At 35.3% G+C, this 22,438-nt stretch carries 21 protein-coding genes; 10 read left to right on the plus strand and 11 right to left on the minus strand.

What is annotated here, in order from left to right:
- Positions 1 to 276: 276 nt before the first annotated feature.
- From ACIQ1E_RS09340 to ACIQ1E_RS09370, 7 genes are all read right to left on the minus strand, one after another.
- Complete coding sequence (locus ACIQ1E_RS09340) at positions 277 to 1,572, minus strand: cryptochrome/photolyase family protein (RefSeq protein ID WP_396170816.1); 1,296 nt, start codon at positions 1,570 to 1,572, stop codon at positions 277 to 279.
- Positions 1,569 to 2,033: a hypothetical protein gene (locus ACIQ1E_RS09345; RefSeq protein WP_396170818.1), complete on the minus strand. Its 465-nt coding sequence runs from the start codon at positions 2,031 to 2,033 to the stop codon at positions 1,569 to 1,571. The genes ACIQ1E_RS09340 and ACIQ1E_RS09345 overlap by 4 nt, the downstream gene beginning before the upstream one ends.
- On the minus strand, positions 2,020 to 2,766 hold the full coding sequence (locus tag ACIQ1E_RS09350; protein WP_396170821.1) for a lycopene cyclase domain-containing protein: 747 nt from the start codon (positions 2,764 to 2,766) through the stop codon (positions 2,020 to 2,022). Before ACIQ1E_RS09350 ends, ACIQ1E_RS09345 begins: the two co-directional genes overlap by 14 nt.
- A complete protein-coding gene (locus tag ACIQ1E_RS09355) occupies positions 2,714 to 3,154 on the minus strand; it encodes a carotene hydroxylase (RefSeq protein ID WP_396170823.1) in 441 nt (146 codons plus the stop codon). The genes ACIQ1E_RS09350 and ACIQ1E_RS09355 overlap by 53 nt, the downstream gene beginning before the upstream one ends.
- A 38-nt stretch (positions 3,155 to 3,192) precedes the next feature.
- Complete coding sequence (locus ACIQ1E_RS09360) at positions 3,193 to 4,032, minus strand: phytoene/squalene synthase family protein (RefSeq protein ID WP_396170824.1); 840 nt, start codon at positions 4,030 to 4,032, stop codon at positions 3,193 to 3,195.
- Between the two features lie 107 nt (positions 4,033 to 4,139).
- Positions 4,140 to 5,702, minus strand: a complete 1,563-nt coding sequence (locus tag ACIQ1E_RS09365; RefSeq protein ID WP_396170826.1) for a phytoene desaturase family protein — start codon at positions 5,700 to 5,702, stop codon at positions 4,140 to 4,142.
- A 53-nt stretch (positions 5,703 to 5,755) separates the two neighbouring features.
- Entirely contained in the window at positions 5,756 to 6,664 is a 909-nt protein-coding gene (locus tag ACIQ1E_RS09370) for a MerR family transcriptional regulator (protein ID WP_396170828.1), read from the minus strand.
- Positions 6,665 to 7,116: 452 nt separating this feature from the next.
- On the opposite strand from ACIQ1E_RS09370, the gene ACIQ1E_RS09375 reads away from it, so the two are divergent.
- Complete coding sequence (locus ACIQ1E_RS09375; RefSeq protein WP_396170830.1) at positions 7,117 to 7,725, plus strand: YkgJ family cysteine cluster protein; 609 nt, start codon at positions 7,117 to 7,119, stop codon at positions 7,723 to 7,725.
- Between the two features lie 2 nt (positions 7,726 to 7,727).
- Here the strand turns inward: ACIQ1E_RS09375 and ACIQ1E_RS09380 are convergent, their stop codons facing one another.
- A complete protein-coding gene (locus ACIQ1E_RS09380; RefSeq protein ID WP_396170831.1) occupies positions 7,728 to 8,195 on the minus strand; it encodes an Lrp/AsnC family transcriptional regulator in 468 nt (155 codons plus the stop codon).
- 174 nt (positions 8,196 to 8,369) lie between these two features.
- Here ACIQ1E_RS09380 and ACIQ1E_RS09385 point away from each other — a divergent pair, with 174 nt between their 5' ends.
- From ACIQ1E_RS09385 to ACIQ1E_RS09420, 8 genes are all read left to right on the plus strand, one after another.
- Complete coding sequence (locus tag ACIQ1E_RS09385; protein ID WP_396170833.1) at positions 8,370 to 9,653, plus strand: Glu/Leu/Phe/Val dehydrogenase dimerization domain-containing protein; 1,284 nt, start codon at positions 8,370 to 8,372, stop codon at positions 9,651 to 9,653.
- A complete protein-coding gene (locus tag ACIQ1E_RS09390; protein WP_396170834.1) occupies positions 9,637 to 10,803 on the plus strand; it encodes a homogentisate 1,2-dioxygenase in 1,167 nt (388 codons plus the stop codon). Before ACIQ1E_RS09385 ends, ACIQ1E_RS09390 begins: the two co-directional genes overlap by 17 nt.
- 18 nt (positions 10,804 to 10,821) lie before the next feature.
- Complete coding sequence (hppD, locus tag ACIQ1E_RS09395; RefSeq protein WP_396170837.1) at positions 10,822 to 11,982, plus strand: 4-hydroxyphenylpyruvate dioxygenase; 1,161 nt, start codon at positions 10,822 to 10,824, stop codon at positions 11,980 to 11,982.
- A 17-nt stretch (positions 11,983 to 11,999) separates the two neighbouring features.
- Positions 12,000 to 13,751, plus strand: coding sequence for an aromatic amino acid hydroxylase (locus tag ACIQ1E_RS09400; RefSeq protein ID WP_396170839.1), 1,752 nt, complete (start codon positions 12,000 to 12,002; stop codon positions 13,749 to 13,751).
- An 85-nt stretch (positions 13,752 to 13,836) separates the two neighbouring features.
- Entirely contained in the window at positions 13,837 to 15,072 is a 1,236-nt protein-coding gene (gene fahA / locus ACIQ1E_RS09405; RefSeq protein WP_396170840.1) for a fumarylacetoacetase, read from the plus strand.
- 10 nt (positions 15,073 to 15,082) lie between these two features.
- Positions 15,083 to 15,979 carry a flavin reductase family protein gene (locus ACIQ1E_RS09410; RefSeq protein WP_396170842.1) on the plus strand — a complete coding sequence of 299 codons (897 nt, stop codon included), beginning with the start codon at positions 15,083 to 15,085 and terminating at the stop codon, positions 15,977 to 15,979.
- 208 nt (positions 15,980 to 16,187) lie between these two features.
- The gene (locus tag ACIQ1E_RS09415) at positions 16,188 to 17,081 is read left to right on the plus strand and encodes a dienelactone hydrolase family protein (RefSeq protein ID WP_396170844.1); all 894 of its coding nucleotides are present in this window, start codon (positions 16,188 to 16,190) and stop codon (positions 17,079 to 17,081) included.
- 319 nt (positions 17,082 to 17,400) lie between these two features.
- A complete protein-coding gene (locus ACIQ1E_RS09420) occupies positions 17,401 to 19,560 on the plus strand; it encodes a S9 family peptidase (RefSeq protein WP_396170846.1) in 2,160 nt (719 codons plus the stop codon).
- Positions 19,561 to 19,638: 78 nt separating this feature from the next.
- On the opposite strand, the gene ACIQ1E_RS09425 is transcribed toward ACIQ1E_RS09420, so the two are convergent.
- Positions 19,639 to 20,598 carry an ion channel gene (locus ACIQ1E_RS09425; protein WP_396170848.1) on the minus strand — a complete coding sequence of 320 codons (960 nt, stop codon included), beginning with the start codon at positions 20,596 to 20,598 and terminating at the stop codon, positions 19,639 to 19,641.
- A gap of 375 nt (positions 20,599 to 20,973) precedes the next feature.
- On the opposite strand from ACIQ1E_RS09425, the gene ACIQ1E_RS09430 reads away from it, so the two are divergent.
- Complete coding sequence (locus ACIQ1E_RS09430) at positions 20,974 to 21,507, plus strand: DUF4240 domain-containing protein (RefSeq protein WP_396170850.1); 534 nt, start codon at positions 20,974 to 20,976, stop codon at positions 21,505 to 21,507.
- Positions 21,508 to 21,613: 106 nt separating this feature from the next.
- On the opposite strand, the gene ACIQ1E_RS09435 is transcribed toward ACIQ1E_RS09430, so the two are convergent.
- A complete protein-coding gene (locus ACIQ1E_RS09435) occupies positions 21,614 to 21,799 on the minus strand; it encodes a hypothetical protein (RefSeq protein WP_396170852.1) in 186 nt (61 codons plus the stop codon).
- A gap of 93 nt (positions 21,800 to 21,892) precedes the next feature.
- Positions 21,893 to 22,438, minus strand: a 546-nt coding sequence (locus ACIQ1E_RS09440; RefSeq protein WP_396170854.1) for a reverse transcriptase domain-containing protein, incomplete at its 5' end; no start/stop codon positions are given.

A 22,438-nucleotide genomic window follows, 5' to 3' on the forward strand; every position in this document is an offset into this window, starting at 1 on the left:
GCATCTTCCTTAAATCGCTTGTTAAATGTTATTGAATTCACACCTATAAATTTCTCCCTTGTACTCATTTGACAAAGGTAATACTATTTTCGTTTTTGGGCGGCCTAAACGCCTATACCTATAAATTAATTCAATAAACTCGACCACTTTAATATAGTGAAAACACAGGCTTTTTAAACCATTAAGAAATAAGGAAAAAAATTAAGTTTTTTTAGTTTTACTGAATTTATCCCGAAAGCTTAATGGTTTAAAAATCTTATATAAGTATTGGCAATTTTACTTCAGGATACCTGCCTTGTACGTAGAAATTGCTCTATCTCGAGCAAACGCATGTTCGACCATCGGTTCTCCATAGCCCAAATCAAATTCGGGTATCCATTTGCGAATATAGATTCCTTTTTCGTCGAATTTCTTTTGTTGAATTTCAGGGTTGAAAACTCTGAAATACGGAGCAGCATCGCAACCCGTGCCTGCAGCCCATTGCCAATTACCAACATTAGCCGACAATTCAAAATCCAATAATTTCTCAGCAAAATACGCCTCACCCCACTGCCAGTTGATTAATAAATGTTTGCAAAGAAAACTGGCTACTACCATTCGAACTCGGTTATGCATATATCCTGTAGCATTTAGCTCACGCATTCCCGCATCGACCATTGGATAGCCTGTTGTACCCGAACACCATCGCCTGAAATCTGCTTCATCATTCCGCCATTGAATACCATCATAAGCAGATTTGAAATTATTCGAAACCACTTTGGGAAAACTGAACATAATTTGCATAAAAAACTCTCTCCAAATCAATTCACTCAAAAAAACTTCATTTTTTCGTACTGCCCAATTCACTAATTTTCGAATACTTACCGTTCCGAAACGCAAATGAGGCGAAAGATGACTGGTACTATCCAAAGCTGGAAAGTCACGAGTCTCGTGATAATTCCCAACATGTTTCAAATTATGAGGCATCACTTTTATGGAACTTTCCTCAAATCCAATTGCTTCTAAAGTCGGGAATAAAAACTCCCCTTTATGGAAATGAGAAAACCTATCTTTTGTATCATATTCCACAACAGGGGCTATGGCATTGTACTTCTCCAACCATTTATTTTTATAAGGCGTATAAACGGTATAGGGCAATCCATCCGATTTCGTAATTTCTTTTTCTTCGAAAATTACCTGGTCTTTGTAGGAACAATAACTAATTTTATTAGATTTCAATACTTCACAAATAGCCAAATCTCTTTTAATGGCGTAGGGTTCGTAGTCTTTATTAAAGAAAACTTCTTTGATATCAAATTCTTCGATTAGCTTTTGCCAAACCTCCAGTGTTTTCCCTTTTTTGATTAAAATAGAACTTCCTATATCAGCCAACTGCTGATTTATTTTCGAAAGAGATTCGTGAATAAAACCAACCCTAGGATCATTTTTGGGTAAACTATCCAGAATTGCCTCATCGAAAATAAACAAAGGGACAACTGGCCAATTCGATTCCAGAGCAAAAAAAAGACCTACATTATCTTCTAATCGCAAGTCTCTTCTGAACCAAAAAATGCTAATTTCTTGTTTATTCATTTTTTAGAATTGAATATTTCATCGACTTTTACCACCCTGTAATTGAAAATTTCGTTCAATTTATTTTTTACTACCAAAGTATTCATTATTCTACCCAAAAAACCCAAAGGCAAGGCATAATGTACAACATCAGTCATTTTAACACCATTTTCAGTAGGCTCGAAAAAATGCTTATGATGCCATAAAGCATAAGGACCAAAACGTTGCTCGTCGATAAAATATTCTTTGTCTTTGACGAACGTTATTTCAGTTGTCCAACTCAATTTCAAACCGGCAAGAGGCGACACTTTGTACTGGATGATTTGCCCAGCATACATAGATTTCCCATCGTAATCGGTAATTTGGAAACCCATTGTTTCAGGAGTAATCTTTTGCAAGTTTTTGGGACTTGAAAAAAAAGCCCAGCATTCTTCAATACTGGCATTTATGTGTTGTATGGTTTCTTTTTTATATACTTTCATTTCTATTTTTTTCAATCTTTTTAATTAAAACCAAACTCATCAATAGCATTGAAAAAGCGTAGCCAATATCTTCAATGGGAATGGTCCCCAACCGAATACCTAAATTTTCTGCATTATTATACTTTACTACTGGTTCTTCTATAAAACTTCCAGTAAGAATCCCATTGACAATTGAAAATGGAATTAACACAATCAGAAAAGTTATAAAAAAGGTATTTAAAACATTTGGGACTTTAAAAACGGTATACGTTAAAAGAAGTACCAAAACAGTGTAATTTATGGCTGTATATAATTTATCATAATTGAATGCAATCGTAGGAATCAATACTACAATCAAAATCCAATAAATTCTTTTCACTATTTTATTTGAAAGTGAAACGGTTGGAAAAAAATAGTGAAACGCAAAGTGAATAAAGAGGCTCGCATACGGAATACAGATAAAAAACAACCATTCTTCTATAGGCAAATCAAAGAACTCTATTCCAGCATGATATCTAGGATTGAAACTCCAAACACCAATTTTAGTAAATATAATATCCCAAACAATAAAGAAGATAGCGGTAATTAGAATTGCTGAAAAAACAGCCTTCCAGCGCCTTATATACTTCATTCTATTTTCGAAACTATACAGAAACGGAACAAAAAAAGAAGCAATATTTAATACCAAATATAAAGACATCTTAAACTTTAAAGTATTTGAAAGGAACGAAAAGCATTCCAAAACATTCTCCATCTTCTTTTCCTAGATGCTTATGGTGCACTTTATGACCTTTGCGAAGTGCTACCAAATATTTGTTTTTAGTATTTTTAAACAATTTAAAACGTTGGTGGATGATGATATCATGAACAAAAAAATAACTCATACCGTAACCGAAAATTCCTAGTCCGATAAAAAATCTATAATCGAATCCTGCTTGAGCACCAAAATAAAATAGCAAAATACTAGGGATGGCAAAAATCACAAAAAACAAGTCATTCCTTTCGAATATGTGCGCATATTTGGGCTGATGATGATCTTCATGAAGATACCACAAAAATCCATGCATTACATATTTATGTGTACACCAAGTCACACATTCCATTATTAAATAAGTTGCTAAAAAAATTAAGAACGATATCATTTCAATGTATTTTTAGGGTTTCAATAAAGGTATAAAAATTATACCATTTTTAATTTATAGGTTACGAAAGAATTAGCAAACAAAATTCCTTTGGTATAATTTGAAATTCTAATTCTTGACGTTCCAATTTCGAAATAAGGGGTGTTTTCTAACTTTTTCAATAATTTTTTGTAGTAAACATAAGCCGTATACACTCCAAATTTTGCTTCTAAAGGTAATTTTCTGATACCTTGTAAAGCCACACGGAAATCCTCTTCAATTTCTGCAATAATCATCATTTTATCTTTTTCATCAAAAGATTTCAGATCGACTCCTGGAAAATAATTTCGGTTCAATACTAAATTATCATCTTTCAAATCACGCAAGAAATTCACTTTCTGAAAAGCGGAACCAAGACGCATCGCCTCGTCTTTCAATTCATCGTACTTGGCATTATCACCATTGACAAATACTTTCAAACACATTAAACCGACAACATCAGCGGAACCATAGATATACTCATCATATTCTTCCTTGCTATGATAATCGGATTTTACTAAGTCCATTTTCATACTTTTCAAAAAAGACTGAATCAAATCATCGGAAATATTATACTTAACAACCGTCTGCTGAAAAGAATTTAAAATGGGATTTAAACTAATGCCCATTTTTTGGCCTTTATAATACTCCGTTTCGAAATCATCTATCAACGTTTTTTTATCAAAACCGTGAAACGAATCGACAATTTCATCTGCAAAACGAACAAAACCGTAAATACTATAGATGGCCTCTCTTATACTTGGCGCAAGCATATAAACCGCCATAGAGAAAGAAGTGCTATAGCTTTTAGTAACTAAAGTACTACACTTGAATGATACATCGTCAAATAATTTTTTCATAGGTGGTCATTATGATTTGTTCAAGGTTTGTTTAAAATATCTAGTAATTTACTAACATTTTATAAAAAATACTGATATTTCAAAAGTAATAATTAAAATGAATAAAATTAAATAAAGTAAGCTTTAACATTTTTTAGATTAGAATCTCCTTTCGATGAATCTGAATTGTCACTATCTTTCCTAGTTTCAACCACGCCTTTTCCTTGTTTTTTAAAGCTTTTTTTAATCAAGTCTGAAACAATTTTTCCTGATATAATCGAAGGCGGAACACCAGGGCCAGGCACTGTAAGTTGACCGGTGAAAAATAAATTTTTCACTTTTTTACTAATAATCTTTGGTCTCAGAAAAGCCGTCTGAGTGAGAATATTAGCCAATCCATAGGCATTGCCTTTATATGAATTGTAATCCTTAACAAAATCCTTAACACAGAAACTCTCTTTAAAAATAATATTGTCTCTCACTTTCTGATGTGTCAATGTCTCAAAACGATCCATAATATTACTAAAATACTTCTCCCTAATTTCAGGAGTATCTTCAATTCCCGGAGCAATTGGGATCAAAAATATACCGGCTTCCTTATCCTCTGGCGCTACAGTTTCATCGGTTTTACTTGGAAAACTGGCATAAAACAATGGTTTTTCTGGCCATTTTGGATCGTCATATATATCTCTGGCGTGTACATCGAACTCAGTATCAAAAAACAAAGTATGGTGAGAAACATTTTTGATCTTTTTATCAAAAGCAACATAAAATAAGAGCGATGACGGAGCGAATATTTTCGAATTCCAATATTTTTCAGAATATCCTCGGTACTGTGCATCCAATAAAGTTTCGGTATGATGGTAGTCTGCACCACTCAACACAACATCGGAATGGACCGTTACGCCATTTACCACTACGCTTTTCACTACACCTTTTTCAACGTTGATCTTTTCAACATTTTGGTTCGTTTTTATTTTAACACCCAACTCAAGCGCAAGAACGTACATTGCCTTAACCACTTCGTACATCCCTCCTTTAGGATGCCAAGTTCCTAGACCAAAGTCTGCATAATTCATAAAACTATAAAATGATGGGGTATTCGAAGGTTTTGCTCCTAGGAACAAAACCGGAAATTCCATTATTTGTTGTAAACGATTATCTTTTATATTTTCACGAACCGCAGTCCTAATCGTGCTAAAAAACTGATTTGCTTTTTTAATGGTCACAGGAGTAATCAATTCTGAAATTGAAATTCCAGGTCGATACACGAGATCTTTAATAGCTACATCATAGTTATGTTTGGCATTATCCAAAAAGGTCTGCAAATGTTTAGCACTTCCTTTCTCCTGAATTTCAAAAATGTCTAAAATATCTTTTAAATTATCGGGAATTTGAACTGTATCTAACTCATCAAAATAAACTACATAAGCAGGATTTAGTTTTTCAAGTTGATAATAATGAGAAGGTTCCTTACCGAAATCAGCAAAAAATTTCTCAAAAACATCAGGCATCCAATACCAGGTTGGCCCAATATCAAAAGTAAAGCCCTCCCTAACAAGTTGCCTCGCTCGACCTCCTACTGTTTTGTTTTTCTCAAGAACTGTAACATCATAGCCTTCCTTTGCTAAATAGCAAGAAGCCGCTAACGACGAGAATCCTGAACCGATTATTGTAATAGTTTTTTTCATTTGTTTATCAAATATACGAAAAGATTAAACAAAATATTGGTTTTAACAAAAATTTACAAATCTTCAACAAAATCCGCGATAGAATTGAATACTTGAATTTGGTCCGATTTGACTTTATTATCAATAAATTCAACCATTCTACCAAGAAAACGCACTTCAGAATTCTCATCAATTATTTCTGTTTTGAATTCTTGAACATAACCATTTATTGCTTCTTTTGTGGGCTCAACTGTCAAATACGAAACATACACTATTGTATCAAAATACTTCTTCATATCCTTTAAACTTTCGATAGGCACACTTTCACCAAGATATATAGTTTTGTATCCGTTTAGAAGAATTTCATAATTCAAATACATCAAAGCTAACTCGTGAATTTCGTTTTCAGGAAGGTATAATACAAAAACTTTATCGGTCCGAGTAGGCTCCAAAATTTGCAGTTTTTCTGTATTCAAAAGTAATTTCTGCTTTATTAAAAAACTAATAAAATGCTCCTGTGCAGGACTGATAGTTCCAGCTTGCCACAATAAACCTATTTCTTCCATCAACGGAACTACCACTTCGTAAAAAACATCTCTAAAACTTTTTTCAGCTAGAAGATTATTATAAGTATTGAAAAATAAAGCCTGATCAAAATTAATCATTGCCATTTTAAAAGCATTTAAGGCGTGATTTTTAGTGTTTTTTTCCGAAATAATTTCCCGTACCAGTATCTCTATTTTTTCCGAAGAATGCTCTGCAATTCTAGAAATTTTATAACCATAATCATTCAACAAAACTACATTAAGCAATTTTTGCAAACTTTTCAAATCATAATTTCTGATATTGGTATCAGAACGCATGGGCTCCAAAATATTATATCTTTTCTCCCAGATTCTAATCGTATGCGCTTTGATTCCTGATAAATTTTCAAGGTCTTTTATACTAAAAATACTCTTGACATTATAGCTACTGTTTATCATTTTTACATATTTATTAAACAAAAGTATGCATAATTATTTTAATATCTTGTAAAAATTTAAAATAAAATTTTAATTAAATAATGATTCGGTTTGAAAATCAGCATTCGGAGCGTCCAAACACTCAACCCTTTTGATAAAAAAACAATACTAAACCCTATTTAACAAAAACATATATAGGCTGATTCGTAAGTGCTGCGATGCATTTCCTGTTTATTTTTTGAACTTAAACAACCAACTAAAAAATACAATTAATTTATTTACTGCTAATTTTTATACGAGCGGGTTTGGCCTTTTTGTCTTCTGTTTTAATGAGTAAGATGCCATTAATAATTCTAGAAGGATGGAAAAACTTAGTTAAGTAATGGCAACAAAAATAGATAAAAGCCAAATAAAACATAATTAAATTCATTATGCACCTTAAGCCATTTGTAATAGACTACCTTACCCAAAAAATGGCAATTGAACAAAAAGTTCGGCAGGTTGAAGAATTATTTAGTCAACTTGAAAATGAAATTACAGCTTTCAAATCCGAAACTAGTTTACATTGCCTCACTGGCTGCGGAAAATGCTGTTCCAAACCCGACATAGACGCTTCTCCACTGGAATTTCTTCCTTGGGCATTTCATTTATTTTTAATCGGGACAGCAGAAGAGGTTTTAGTAGAATTAGACAATTCTTCGATCACAACTTGCCATATTTACAGACCGTTAGCCCTTTTAGAAGAATACAACGGAAGCTGTAGCAATTATCGCTATCGCGGATTGATTTGCCGACTTTTTGGCTATGCCGCAAGCAGGGATAAATATGGGGAACTTCGTTTAGCAACTTGTAAAATCATAAAAGAAGACCAACTAGAAAACTTCAATTCGACTGAAGAAGCAATAAGCAAAGGACTTTATGTACCTATTTTTACAGATTATTATATGCAATTGGCGCAAATAGATTATCGAATGGGAACCACTTTACTACCGATAAACGACGCATTGAAAATGGCGATTGAAGAGGTTTTACATTATTATGCGTACAGACCATTCCCCGGAGGCTTAGAAAATATTGCCTAATCTTACTTTAATTTAATTTTTGTTGAATTTTTTGATTCAGATAGGGCAATGTGACTTTGCACGTTGCCTAGATTCGACAAAAGCGAAAGCTTTGTCAAAATGAATGTTTCATAACTCTCAATGTCTTCTACCAAGACTTTTATTAAGAAATCGAAATTTCCGGTAATTCTATAACATTCAATAACCTCTGGAAATTCTTTTACTTCTTTGACAAATTTTTCAAGATAACTTCTGGTATGCTCCTTTAAAGTTAAATTAATAAAAATGACTTGTTTCAAACCCAATTTGCGCTCGTTTAGTAAGGCTACATACTTTTTTATATAACCATTCTTTTCCAATTTTTTTATTCTTTCAAAAACTGGTGTTGCTGAAAGTTTTAAAATTTCCGACATACTTTTTATCGTAATGCGGCTATCTTCTTGCAATAACTCAAGAATTTGACGGTCGATAGCATCTAATTGTGCATTCATTTTCAGAAAAAATATATTAGTTTAAACAACTTTAATGAGCAAATTTAGAATAATATTCTAAAAAATTATATATATGCAGACCTAAACACCAAAATTAAAGAATATTTGCAGTATTTTGTTCATTGAATCGCAGGTTAATTTATGTTTGTTGCCATTAATCCTAAATACAAACAAATGCCAAACCTAATTGAAATTTTCGAACACAGTTTACCAGAGATTGTTTTTGAATGGAATGATAAAGAGACTGATGCGACAGGATGGGTTGTAATAAATTCATTGCGGGGCGGAGCTGCTGGGGGCGGAACCAGAATGCGCAAGGGATTAAATAAGGACGAAGTAGTTTCCTTGGCAAAAACTATGGAGATAAAATTTACAGTATCTGGACCTCAAATTGGAGGCGCCAAATCAGGTATTAATTTTGACCCACAGGATCCGAGAAAAGTTGGTGTTTTAAAAAGATGGTATAAAGCCATTCTCCCCCTATTAAAAAATTATTACGGAACCGGTGGCGATTTGAATGTAGACGAATTACACGAAGTTATTCCTATTACCGAAAATCTTGGCTTAGCACATCCACAAGAAGGTGTTGTAAATGGATATTTTAATATCGAAAGAAGTCAAAACCAAAAGAAAATTGAACGCCTACAATATGGAGTATCTAAAATAGTTACTGATAAAAAATATATTCCATCTGGAACTGTTCGTTATAAAGTTGCAGATTTAATTACCGGATATGGAGTTGCAGAAGCAATCAAACATTATTATACTATTTGGGGAGGTTCTCTAAAAGACAAACGAGCTATCATACAAGGCTGGGGAAATGTTGGGGCAGCAGCAGGATTTTATCTAGCACAGTATGGAGTTAAAATTGTTGGAATTTTGAATCATAATGGAGGTTTTGTGAACGCAGAGGGATTTAATTTTGAAGAAATTGAGCATTTGTTATCAAAAAAAACTAATTTAGAGTCGGAAAAGTCATTTCTTTCATTTGAAGAAGTAATGAAAAAAAGCTGGTCTGTTGGCGCAGAGATTTTCATACCAGCTGCCGGGTCAAGAATGGTCGAAAAATCACAAATGGACACTATGATTCAAAACGGATTAGAAGTAGTCAGCTGTGGAGCCAATGTGCCTTTCAATGACAAAGAAATCTTTATGGGTCCTATTTTATCCGAAATAGACAATAAAGTGTCTATTATTCCGGATTTTATAGCCAATTGCGGGATGGCGAGAGTTTTTTCTCATTTGATGGAAAATGAAGAGGAGATAACAGACGAAATTTTATTTGAAGACACTTCCGCTATTATTAAAGGTGCACTACTAAAAACCTTTGAACTATGTCCAAACGGACTTAAGCTGACTGAAAACTCGCTAAATTTAGCGATACTGAAATTACAAGACAACGAGGAACAAGGAATTGAAAGTTTTAATTTAAATAAAAATTATGCCATTCTATCGTAAACTAGGGAACATACCCGATAAAAAACACACCATTTTTAAAAGCGAGAAAGGAGATTTCTACTACGAAGAGCTTTTTGGAACTATCGGTTTCGATGGAATGTCTTCATTATTGTACCATACTCAGCGTCCGACCCAAGTAAAGACGATAATTAAATCTTACGATGTTTCGCCAAAAATTGCGGTAGAAAAAAATATGAAATCTTTGAGCCTTGCGGGGTTCAAAATCAGCCCAACCGATGACTATTTAGAAAGCAGAAAAATCATTTTGGCTAATAGTGATTGTTATATAGCTTTGGCAGCTCCAAAAAAATCTTTGCGAGACTATTTTTACAAAAACACTGACTCAGACGAAGTGATTTTTATACATAAAGGCAGCGGTAAATTAAGAACTCATCTCGGGAATATCAAATTTGAATATGGTGATTATTTAGTAATCCCACGCGGAATCATTTACCAAGTAGATTTTGACACTGAAGACAACAGACTGTTTGTAGTAGAATCTAAAAGTCCCGTCTATACTCCGAAACGATACCGAAATTGGTTTGGCCAGCTTTTAGAACACGCTCCCTATTGCGAGCGCGATCTGCACGGACCTTTTGAACTCGAAACTTACGACCAAAAAGGCGATTTTATTATCAAAGTAAAAAAACAGAATACGATTCACGAATACGTTTATGCAGCACATCCCTTTAGCGTAGTTGGATGGGATGGCTATAATTTCCCCTATAAATTTTCTATTCATAATTTCGAACCCATAACAGGTCGTATTCATCAGCCGCCACCAGTACACCAAACTTTTGAGACAAACGCATTTGTAATATGTTCTTTCGTACCGCGGCTTTATGACTATCATCCCAACGCTATTCCAGCGCCATACAATCATAGCAATATCGATTCAGACGAGGTTTTGTACTATGTAGATGGTGATTTCATGAGTAGAAAAAATGTAGAGCAAGGTCAAATAACATTGCATCCTGCAGGTATACCACACGGACCTCATCCGGGAACAATGGAAAAAAGTATAGGTAAAAAAGGCACTCAGGAATTAGCGGTGATGGTCGATACATTCAAACCATTGATGGTGACCGAAGAAGCTATGAAAATTTCCGACGATAGCTATTTTCAATCTTGGCTAGACACCAATCATTAAATCATAATAACGAAGGACATGGCAGAAATTAAACAATTAAAAGGGCTGCAAAATACAGAATACGGACTTAAAAAACTGTTTTCTGATGCTGAAGACTTTCTTCCTTTATTAGGAACCGATTATGTAGAGTTATATGTGGGAAATGCAAAACAAAGCGCACACTTCTATAAAACCGCTTTTGGATTTCAGTCTCATGCCTATGCTGGTTTGGAAACAGGACTAAAAGATCGTGTTTCTTATGTTTTAAAACAAGATAAAATAAGACTTGTTCTAACAACCCCACTTGGAAAAGACGGATTAATTAATGAACACATCAATACCCACGGCGATGGTGTTAAGGTGGTTGCCCTCTGGGTTGAGGACGCTACAAAAGCTTTCGAAGAAACCACTAGAAGAGGTGCAAAACCCTTTATGGAACCTACAAAAGAAGCCGATGAAAATGGATATGTAATCCGTTCTGGAATTTACACCTACGGAGAAACCGTCCACATTTTTGTGGAACGGAAAAACTATAAGGGACTGTTTTTACCCGGTTTTAAAAAATGGGAATCTCATTATAATCCGGAACCTATCGGACTAAAATTTATAGACCACATGGTAGGAAATGTAGGCTGGGGCGAAATGAATGCTTGGTGTAAATTTTATGCAGAAGTTATGGGATTTGCCCAAATTATTTCTTTTACCGATGACGATATTTCTACAGATTATACGGCTCTAATGAGTAAAGTGATGAGCAATGGAAACGGCAGAATTAAATTCCCAATAAATGAACCAGCCAAAGGAAAGAAGAAATCCCAGATCGAGGAATATTTAGATTTCTATGGTGGTCCTGGTGTACAACATATCGCCGTTGCTACAGACGACATTGTCGCAACAGTTTCAGCAATGCGAGACCGAGGTGTAGAATTTTTATATGTACCCGAAGCCTATTATGATGATTTGATAGCACGCGTTGGCGACATTGATGAGGATGTCGAAGTATTAAAAAAACACGGTATCCTAATCGATCGCGATGAAGAAGGCTACTTACTACAGTTGTTTACAAAACCTATCGTGGATCGTCCGACCATGTTTTTTGAAGTGATACAGCGAAAAGGCGCTCAATCTTTTGGCGTAGGAAACTTCAAATCATTATTTGAAGCTATCGAAAGAGAGCAACAAAATAGAGGTACATTATAAAATTTATAAAAGCTACTATGGAAAAGGGTCAAAGTCATAATTTAAAATGGAATACAGTTACAAAAAGACTGCCCATGCATTTACACGAATTTATTGTAAAGCAACCATACGACGAATACACCGCACAGAATCAAGCTGTATGGCGTTATGTAATGCGTCTAAATACTAGTTTTTTGCCAAAAGTAGCTCATAGTTATTACCTCGAAGGGATTGCTAAAACAGGGATTTCTATCGACAAAATTCCAGAAATGGAAGGAATGAATCGAATCCTAAAAGACATTGGTTGGGCAGCGGTTTCAGTAGATGGGTTTATACCACCAAACGCTTTTATGGAATTTCAGGCTTATAATGTATTGGTAATCGCATCTGATATTCGCACAATAGGCCATATTGCCTATACGCCAGCTCCAGATATTATTCACGAAGCTGCAGGACATGCCCCAATTATTGCAAATCCAGAATATGCGGAATATTTGAGGCGATTTGGTGAAATTGGCAGTAAAGCAATTTCTTCGTCGAAAGATTATGATTTATACGAAGCCGTTCGGAAAGTATCTATTTTAAAAGAAGACCCCAATACTCCCGAAACAGAAATTGAGGAAGCACTTGCCGACTTAAATGAGATTCAAAACAATATGGGAGAGTTATCCGAAATGGCTCAGATAAGAAATCTTCATTGGTGGACAGTCGAGTATGGATTAATTGGGGAGCTAACGAATCCCAAAATTTATGGTGCTGGATTACTTTCTTCAATCGGAGAAAGTAAATTGTGTTTGAAAGACAGTGTCAAAAAAATACCTTTTACCATAGAAGCGGCAAATGTTAGTTTTGACATTACAAAACAGCAACCACAGCTTTTTGTAACACCCGATTTTGCCTATTTAAGTTACGTTTTAGAAAAATTTGCCAATAAAATGGCTTTGAGAACAGGAGGACTTTCCGGCGTTGAAAAATTGATTCAATCCAAAAACATAGGCACTATCGAACTGAGTACAGAAATTCAAATTTCTGGAATATTTTCGAATGTCATCAGCAGTGACAACAAGCCTATTTATATCCAGACTAGCGGAAAAAGTGCTTTGGCTTCAAGAGATAAAGAACTAATCGGACACGGAACAAGCTATCACGCGGCAGGTTTTGGAAGCCCGATAGGAAAACTTGAAGGAATTAATCTTGCAATAGAAGATATGTCACCGCGTGATTTAGAAATCTACGGTATCTATGAAGGAAAAAGAACTACGCTTTTATTTGAAGGTGGAATCAAAGTTGAAGGTCAAATCATAACCGGAAAACGTGATTTAAGAGGTAAAATAATTTTAATCTCTTTCCAAGATTGCACGGTATCGCATTATGAAGATATTCTTTTTAATCCAGAATGGGGTATTTACGATATGGCCATCGGAAAAGAAATCATTTCGGCTTATGCGGGACCCGCAGCTGTTGAATCATTTCAGGATTTATATCAAGTTTCCACCGTTAAAACCCATAAAATAAACTATTCAGAATCCGAATTGAATCTCCACAAACACTATCAAACAGTGAGAGATATGCGCGAGAATAATAATGTAGATGTCAAATTACTGTCCAAAATAATAGACGAGTTAAGAGAAAAATACACCAAAGATTGGCTTTTAACTTTAGAGATTTACGAATTAGTTTTCAATTCTGATTCCACACTAAAGAAAGCAGTTTACAACCATCTAATAGATTTAAAATCAGACAGTAATATCGATAAATTTATTTCTGACGGCATGGATTTAATTACTTAATTAGAATACATTTTATAGTTTAAATATCTGAAATAGAATAATTTAACATTCGTTGAAACAAATTTCAAACCCTAAAAAATATCTTATGAAAACTTGGATTTCCATACCCAATCAATCCGATTTTACAATATACAACATCCCCTTCGGGATTTATTCCACTCCTTCAACAAAACCAAGAGTCTGCATTGCGATTGGAAATCAAATTTTAGATCTCGTTATTGCACGAAAACTAGGGGTTTTTAAAGGATTGAAAATCAAAAAGAGTGTATTGAAAAACAAATTCTTAAATGACTTTATTGCGTTAGGAAAAGAAAAAACCAATAAGGTTCGCGAAATTATTCAGCAGGAATTATGCGATGAAAAATCGGCATTTCGAACTAATGCAACCCTATTTCTATTACAAACCGAAGTGCAAATGCATCTGCCAATTGCGATTGGCGATTACACTGATTTTTATTCCAGTATAGAGCACGCTACCAATGTCGGAATGATGTTCCGCGATCCAGCAAATGCACTTTTGCCCAATTGGAAACATTTGCCAGTGGGATATCACGGGAGAGCATCCTCTATCGTCGTGAGTGGAGAAAATATTCACCGACCTATGGGGCAAGTTCAACCTCCAAATTCAGATATTCCAGTATTTAAAGCCTCATCTCGCGTTGATTTTGAATTGGAGATGGGCTTTATTGTTGGGAAAAATACGAGTCTTGGAACGAAAATAAGCACGGCTGATGCCGAAAACTATATTTTCGGAAAAGTTTTATTTAACGATTGGTCTGCAAGGGATATTCAAAAATGGGAATACGTTCCGCTAGGACCATTTTTGGCGAAAAACTTTGGATCCTCGATGTCTCCTTGGGTGGTAACCTTAGAAGCTTTAGAACCTTTTCGAGTTAAAGGACCAGGCCAAGAACCAAAAGTATTGCCATATTTAGAGTACGATGGATTGAAAAATTATGACATCAATTTAGAGGTAGCTATTCAGCCAAAAAACACCTCTGAAACGATCGTGTCACATTCTAACTTTAAGTTTATGTATTGGAATATGTCCCAGCAATTAGCCCACCACACCAGCAATGGTTGCAATATAAAAATAGGCGACTTAATGGCTTCGGGCACTATCAGCGGGAAAGAGCCCAACAGTTATGGCTCTATGTTAGAACTCGCTTGGGGAGGTCAAAAACCAATTACGTTAAATGATGGTGAAAAAAGGACATTTATCGAAGATTATGACACCGTGATTATGCGAGGCTTTTGCGAAAAAGACGGCATTCGAGTTGGCTTTGGCGAAGTCAAATCGCAATTATTACCGGCATTATAACTTATTTCAAATGAAAGAAACAACAAGCACCATAGACCCAAACTCAATCTCGACCGTAGAGCTACAGCAAATATTACTTACGGCAGTTGCCCCAAGACCGATTGCATTTGCCAGTACTGTAGATAAAAATGGCAATGTAAATTTGAGTCCATTTAGTTTTTTCAATGTTTTTAGTGCCAACCCTCCTATTTTGATTTTTTCACCCGCCCGAAGAATAAAAGACAGCACTACTAAACATACCTACGAAAATGCAAAAGAAGTCAAAGAGGTGGTTATCAATATTGTCAATTTTGCAATGGTCGAACAAATGTCCCTTTCAAGTACGGAATATGCAAAAGGAGTCAATGAGTTTACAAAATCTGGTTTTACGCCCATTGCATCGGATAAGGTAAAACCACCAAGAGTTGCCGAAGCTCCAATTTCGTTTGAATGTATCGTCGAAAATGTGATTGAATTAGGTTCCGAAGGTGGAGCTGGAAATTTAATTATTTCGAGAGTGGTAAACATTCATATTCGAAATGAATACAAAGGTACTGATGGCTACTTAGATACCGAAAAACTGGATTTAGTAGCCCGTATGGGAGGAAATTGGTATTGCAGAGCGAATAAAGATTCGTTATTTGAAATTCCGAAACCCATTTTCAGCAAAGGAATCGGGGTCGATGCATTGCCAAGGCACGCGATCAATAGCAAGGTATTAACGGGGAATGATATAGGTAGATTAGGAAATATGGCCGATAAACCTTCTCTTGAGTCCCTTGAAAAAAGCAAAAAAATTCCAGAAGTTGCAGATGCTTTGCAAACTACTACCGAAGAAGCAAAACACAAAAAACTGCATAGTCTTGTAAAAAAACAGTTGGATAATGCCAATGTTGAACTAGCCTTGAGCATCTTGTTTTGCATCTAATTTTTCGATTGCAGGAGACATTTGATTTATATCACACATCGCACACTTAAGTTTCATTTTGAAACCGCAAGCCAATTGCCGTTTTTGGATGTATTGTCATAAATTGCCAAAAAATAAAAACGATTTTAGTTTCGGTTTTTCGCGACAGAAAAAAAATAATGCACCAATCATTTTATTTGCTAAATTGGTTGCTCCAAAAACATCAATTATGAAAAAATTAACCAAAGAAGACATCAGTCAAGAAGTATTTGACTTGTATGATGCCTATGCACACAACCGAATCGAAAGAAGGCAATTTATAGAAAAGCTATCGGTTTTTGCTGTAGGAAGCCTAACTTTACCAGCATTACTGAGCTTTATGACCCCTAATTATGTGGATACAATTACCGTCAAACCGGAGGATCCAAGACTTAAATCGGAGTTCATTACTTACGAATCTCCAAAAGGCGGCGGAAACATTAAAGGTCTTTTATCAAAACCCACCGACAAAAAGAAAAAGCTACCTGGAATCATTGTTGTTCATGAAAACCGTGGCCTGAATCCCTATATTGAGGACGTGGGAAGAAGAGCAGCTCTCGAAGGATTTATTACTTTAGCTCCTGATGCACTGTCTCCCTTGGGCGGTTATCCTGGAAATGATGATGCGGGAAGAGAATTACAAAAAAAACGAACTCGCGAAGAAATGCTGGAAGACTTTATTGCTGCCTACGAATACCTAAAATCGCACAAAGATTGCAACGGTTATGTTGGCGTAGTAGGATTTTGTTTTGGCGGTTGGATTTCGAATATGATGGCGGTAAAAATCCCCACTTTACCAGCCGCAGTTCCCTATTATGGTGGACAACCTACAGCTGAGGAAGCCGAAAAAGTAACCACACCGTTATTATTGCAATATGCTAGTTTAGATACTCGAGTAAATGAGGGTTGGCCCGCTTATGAAGCCATCCTAAAAAAGAATAAAGTAGCGTATACGGCTTATTTCTACGAAGGTGTGAATCACGGTTTTCACAACAATACGACTCCGCGATATGACGAAAAAGCAGCCACTTTGTCGTGGACAAGAACGATTGATTTTTTTAAGGAAAATTTGAAGAAGAAATAAGCTGTATAATTTCTCTTGAAGCATAAAAAATGCTTTTTTATGCTAAGGAAAATTTTTTGCGTTACATACCATCTAGACTTGGTTACCCTTTTTAAAAAATTGTAGCGCAAAAGGTAAGAGCCAAACTTAATTGTATGCAAAAAACGTATTGAACTAAGTAGTAGAGGGCATTGGTTGAAGTTACAAATTAGCAGGCGTCCTATCAAATATATTAGAATTGAAATAAACACAAAATACCCTCACAAAATCAAAAACAAATTTTTATGAAAATTTTCCTAAGATCCTTCTTTTAAATTCTCATCCGCCTATCCCTTAAACTATGAAAAAAATCATATTTATTTTTTTGGTGCTTTTTCAGTTCCAAAATACAATTGCACAAAAAGAATCTGATAAAATTGAACTAACCGATTTACTCAAAATCAAGACAGTTGGTAGTATTAACCTCTCTAACGATGGCTCGAAAGTAGCCTTTACCTTGAGAACGATTGAGATAGACGAAAAAAGCGTTTTAGATTACAAATTCAAATCTCAAATTTATATGGCGTCTACTTCAGGCGTAAATACTCCCATACAATTAACAAATAGTAAGGAAGGTGCTTCAAACCCAATTTGGAGCCCAGACGGTCAACAATTAGTGTTTACGAGAACTGTTGACGAAAAACCACAACTATTCCTGTTGTCATTGTCAGGTGGCGAAGCCAAACAACTGACCAAATTTAAATACGGCGCATCAAACCCGAAATGGTCTCCTGATGGCACTAAACTTTTATTTTCAGCGACAATTTCTTTGTCTGAAATAATGAAAGACAGCACTCTAAATCCCAATTATAGTATTCCAACTTGGTCGTTAGAAAAACCTGGTTTCGACAAAAACGAGCACTTAACACCAAGCAAATCAAAAGGCAACCCCAATGGTACAATGGCTGAAATTCAAGCTTATTTAAACCAGAATGCCATAGATAAAAAAGCAATTGTATTGGACAAATTGAATTTTCAAAATGAATCGAACATTTCTTCAGATGTAAATTTCAATCATTTTTTTGAAATTAATCTGACTAAAGGATCAAGTCCAACGATGATTACCAAAGGTTTTTATAATTTTTCATCTGTCGATTATACTCCAGATGGTGCACAAATTATATTTTCTGGTGATGTCGATGCAAGCGAAAATCAAGATCGTTCCTTAGAAACCGAAATTTTCACATCAGATACCGATGGGTCTAATTTTAAAATGATTTTAGGGGAAAAAGGAAAGCAATATTATAATGCGAAAATTTCTCCAAAAGGTAAATGGATTGCTTTTTTAGTTGGAACAGTTTCAACAGTAAGCATTCCTTCATTACAAATTATGCCATTCAAAGGAACATCAAAAGACATTATTAGTATTCATTATGATCGAAACAAAAATAATTTTGTTTGGAACCAAACTGAAACACATCTATATTTTACATCACAAAGTAATGGCGGGACAATACTTAATAAATTGGATGTAAAAACAAAAAAAATAACACCTTTAACGACAACTGACGCAGGAATTAGCAGTTTCGACATTGTAAATTCAGTTTTGGCATATTCAAAAACACAAGTATCGAATCCATCTGAACTTTATTTAGCTAACACCGATGCTAAAAATGAGAAAAAAATAAGTAATCATAACGATTGGGTACTTTCTAAAAAGCTATCATTTCCTGAAAAGAAGTCCTTTATCAATGATTTAGGAATGACCGTTGAATATTGGGTTATGAAGCCAACAAATTTCAAGGAAGGAACAAAATATCCAGTTTTACTGGAGATGCACGGCGGACCCGCAGCAATGTGGGGACCAGGTGAAGAAAGTATGTGGCATGAGTTTCAGTATTTTTGTAGCAAAGGTTACGGTATTGTATACGCTAATCCTAGAGGTTCCGGCGGTTATGGTTTAGACTTTTTGAGAGCAAACATTAACGATTGGGGCAAAGGTCCTGCAAATGATGTATTAACTGCTTTAGACAAAACAGTCGCTTTAGGTTGGGCTGATAAATCGAAACTGATGATTACCGGCGGGTCCTATGCTGGGTATCTTACCGCATGGATTATAAGCCATGATAAACGTTTTAAAGTGGCTTGCGCACAACGTGGTGTGTACGATTTGACTACCTTCTTTGGTGAAGGAAATGCATGGCGTTTGGTTCCAAATTATTTTGGTGGTTATCCTTGGGAACCAAAAGTAAAAGAAATATTAACTCGGGAATCTCCTTTTACCTATGTCGAAAATATTACGACACCATTGATAATTTTTCATGGTGCAAATGACAGAAGAACTGGTTTCGTACAAGGTGAAATGATGTACCGTAGTTTGAAAGTACTAGGTCGTCCAGTAGAGTATGTAGTTCATCCTGGAGCAACGCACGAAATTACAAGATCAGGTGATAACCGTCAACGCATGGATCAAATGCTCAGGACCTATGAGTTCTTCGAACGATGGATTTCTGAAAAATAGTGGGGACTTGAAATAATTGAAATTATACTCAAACTAGATCTAATGCTACTATTGATTATTTTCAAAATCATAGAAACATTAAAGCCCAACAATTTCAAACTCGTTCAACCTATTCAAATCTAAAACTGTTTTAGAATTATCCGTGCTTCTTGAAAACATTGGCTTAAATTTAGCACCATAAACTACTTCGTCAAAAGTGTACGAAGTTCGCGTGCTAACCACTGTGCTGTACATATCATCAAAGAGTTTTACAAACACCATTATTTCACCGGTTGTATCGGCAAAATTGGCTGCGTCAAATCCAAACAACGGACTCTCTTCAGTTATAGGATGGACTAAAGTCCAACTTAAATTTAAAGAATTTATGCTATCCATCTCCAAATCCAAGGTGTAAAATTGATTCTTCATCACACCATTTTCAGGAACATTCATTCCCAAAGTCACTTTTACTTCGGCATCGGTAAAATTGGTGTTTTTATAAGGTGTGAGTCTAATCATCAAGCCGGTACTATCCCGGTAAGGTGCGATAATAGCATTGTGTGAGAATTTCAAAAAGGCCTCTGGTTTACTAAATCTACCAAAGAACAAACCAGTAGCAATGGCAAAACTTAGCAAGCCCGTCAATGCTTCAGCTGCCGAAATTGCACTTGTTAAAAATCCCGACGGACTTATATGACCGTAACCAACTGTTGTAAAAGTTTGTGCGCTAAAAAAATAGGCTTGCCCAAATTGTACCCATAAAGAACTAGAAGTATCAATACCATTTAAATGTTCGACCCCAATTGCAAAGTAAATAAGCGCAAAGACAAGATTAATAACAATATAAAAGAATAAAATAACCGAAATAAACTTCCACGAAGGCATATCCAAAAAAGTGTGAAACCAACTGATACGGTCAAAAACGCTTATACCCCGTTTCTGAACATTAGCCGTGCCGTCTTTATTGAGAAATCGCCCACCGTAACTACTAGAATTGGTTCCAAATCCAGAATTAAGAAATGCTTGTGCTTTAGTATTAATGCTATTTAAAAACGCCATGAGTTACATTTATTTAAAAAGTAAAGTTAACTAAAAATAGCATACAAAAAAGTCAACTGAATTGGACTTTATTACGGCAAGTTTATATATTTTTTTTAGGAAAATACATTGTAAATATAAAGAAATTTAGCTATATTTGAATACTAATAAAGTCTGATTGCTGTCAGACCTATCCACCCATAATTGGAGTGATAGGTATGATTTTATCAGACCTATAAACGAGTTGGCAGTAATTTTACCGGAAAAAACAGAATGAAAAACCATCTATTTTTAGCGTTTCTAATATTAACATTTGTTTCGTGTGCAAAGACGAAACAAAACAATTTTGAAAAAGTGAACAATTCCGAATTAAAAGAATTTGTAAAAAATGACAAAATGGATAAGACCGAATTTTGGAAAATAATAGACTATTCAATAGCAAAATCTAATAACGAGAAATCAGAACAAGAAAAAGTTATTATTGAAAAATTAGCAACATACAGTCCTGAACAAATTATTGAATTTGAAGTAATTTTTAGGCAATTAATTATTGATGCTGATGATTTTAAAATAATGGGAGCGCAAAAAATTATTGAGGGATATGTTTCTGATGATAGTTATCTATATTTTCGTTGTTGGTTAATTGGAAAAGGAGAAAAAATTTATACTGAAACTCTAAAAAATCCAGAGTTTCTATCGGAGAATATAAATCAAGATGAAGAGTCATATTTTGAAGAATTAATGTATGTTGCAACAAATGCATATAAAATCAAAACGGGAAAAAAAGAGGAAGATGAAAGTTTTCCTAGAGATATTGCAATCGGAAAAGGTTTAGATTATGATTTTGGTGCCCCGCCAACAAAAGGAGTTGATTGGAAAGAAGAAGAATTACCGAAAACTTATCCCAAACTATGGGAAAAATTTAACTAAATAAAAAAACTACTGCCAATCGAGTAGACGGCTCCGCTAGAAACTAACGGAGTGCGCCTCTCACACCACCGAACCCTTCAACTTCGTTCAGGACAGGCCAAGCGGGTCACGTATTCGGCGGTTCGCAAAGTGATGGGTTAAGTTCGATATAAACATCGGTCAATGATTGATAGCCTCGTTGTTTTAGACGTTTCAAGGTAATGGTGGTACTCAAAATCGGACTTTGTGCAATTGCCCAGCCGCCTTTACGGGTGCGACTAAAAGCATAAGCGTGGTCTTGGTCAACCCCCAATCGTATGAGATTCTTTCTCTTTCTTTCCTGCCACCCCGCCTGCTGGCTCATTCGCTAAAAATGTCCACTGGACATTTTCTTTACGCTCTGCCCTCAATCGTGCCAAATGCAATAGCGAAGTCGGTTTCTAAGCCATCCATCTAAATCACGTAATTTGCCCATAATACTCGTTCCCCGAAAATAGTTTAACCATCCTCGTTGTACTTCTTTTATCTTGGCAATGCGTTCTTCTAGTTTGACTGGTGCGGTTTTTGCTTCGCCAGTTCGCAAAAGCTCGGGTCGGCTGATGCTTTTGAGCCGTTCTTTGAGTTTGTTCCACGCCTTTTGTGCCACTACCAACTGATATTGGTTTTTGCTTCCTTTCTTGTACGTTGGCACAAATCCAAATCCCAACAGCGTGAAGTTTACAGGACGTCTAATCCCGCTTTTCTCCTCATTGATGGTTAGTTTGAGCTTCGTTTTCAAGAATTTTGCAATAACTTGTGCCGTAGACTTAGCTTGATTTTGTGATTTAGAGTAAATACTAAAATCATCGGCATAGCGTACGAATTTCAGTTTCCGTCTTGTCATTTCTTTATCCAACTCATTGAGTAAGATATTAGACAATAACGGACTTTCCCCTCCCGCCTGCTGGCTCGT

This window comes from Flavobacterium sp. (assembly GCF_044348915.1).
Classification (GTDB): Bacteria; Bacteroidota; Bacteroidia; order Flavobacteriales; family Flavobacteriaceae; genus Flavobacterium.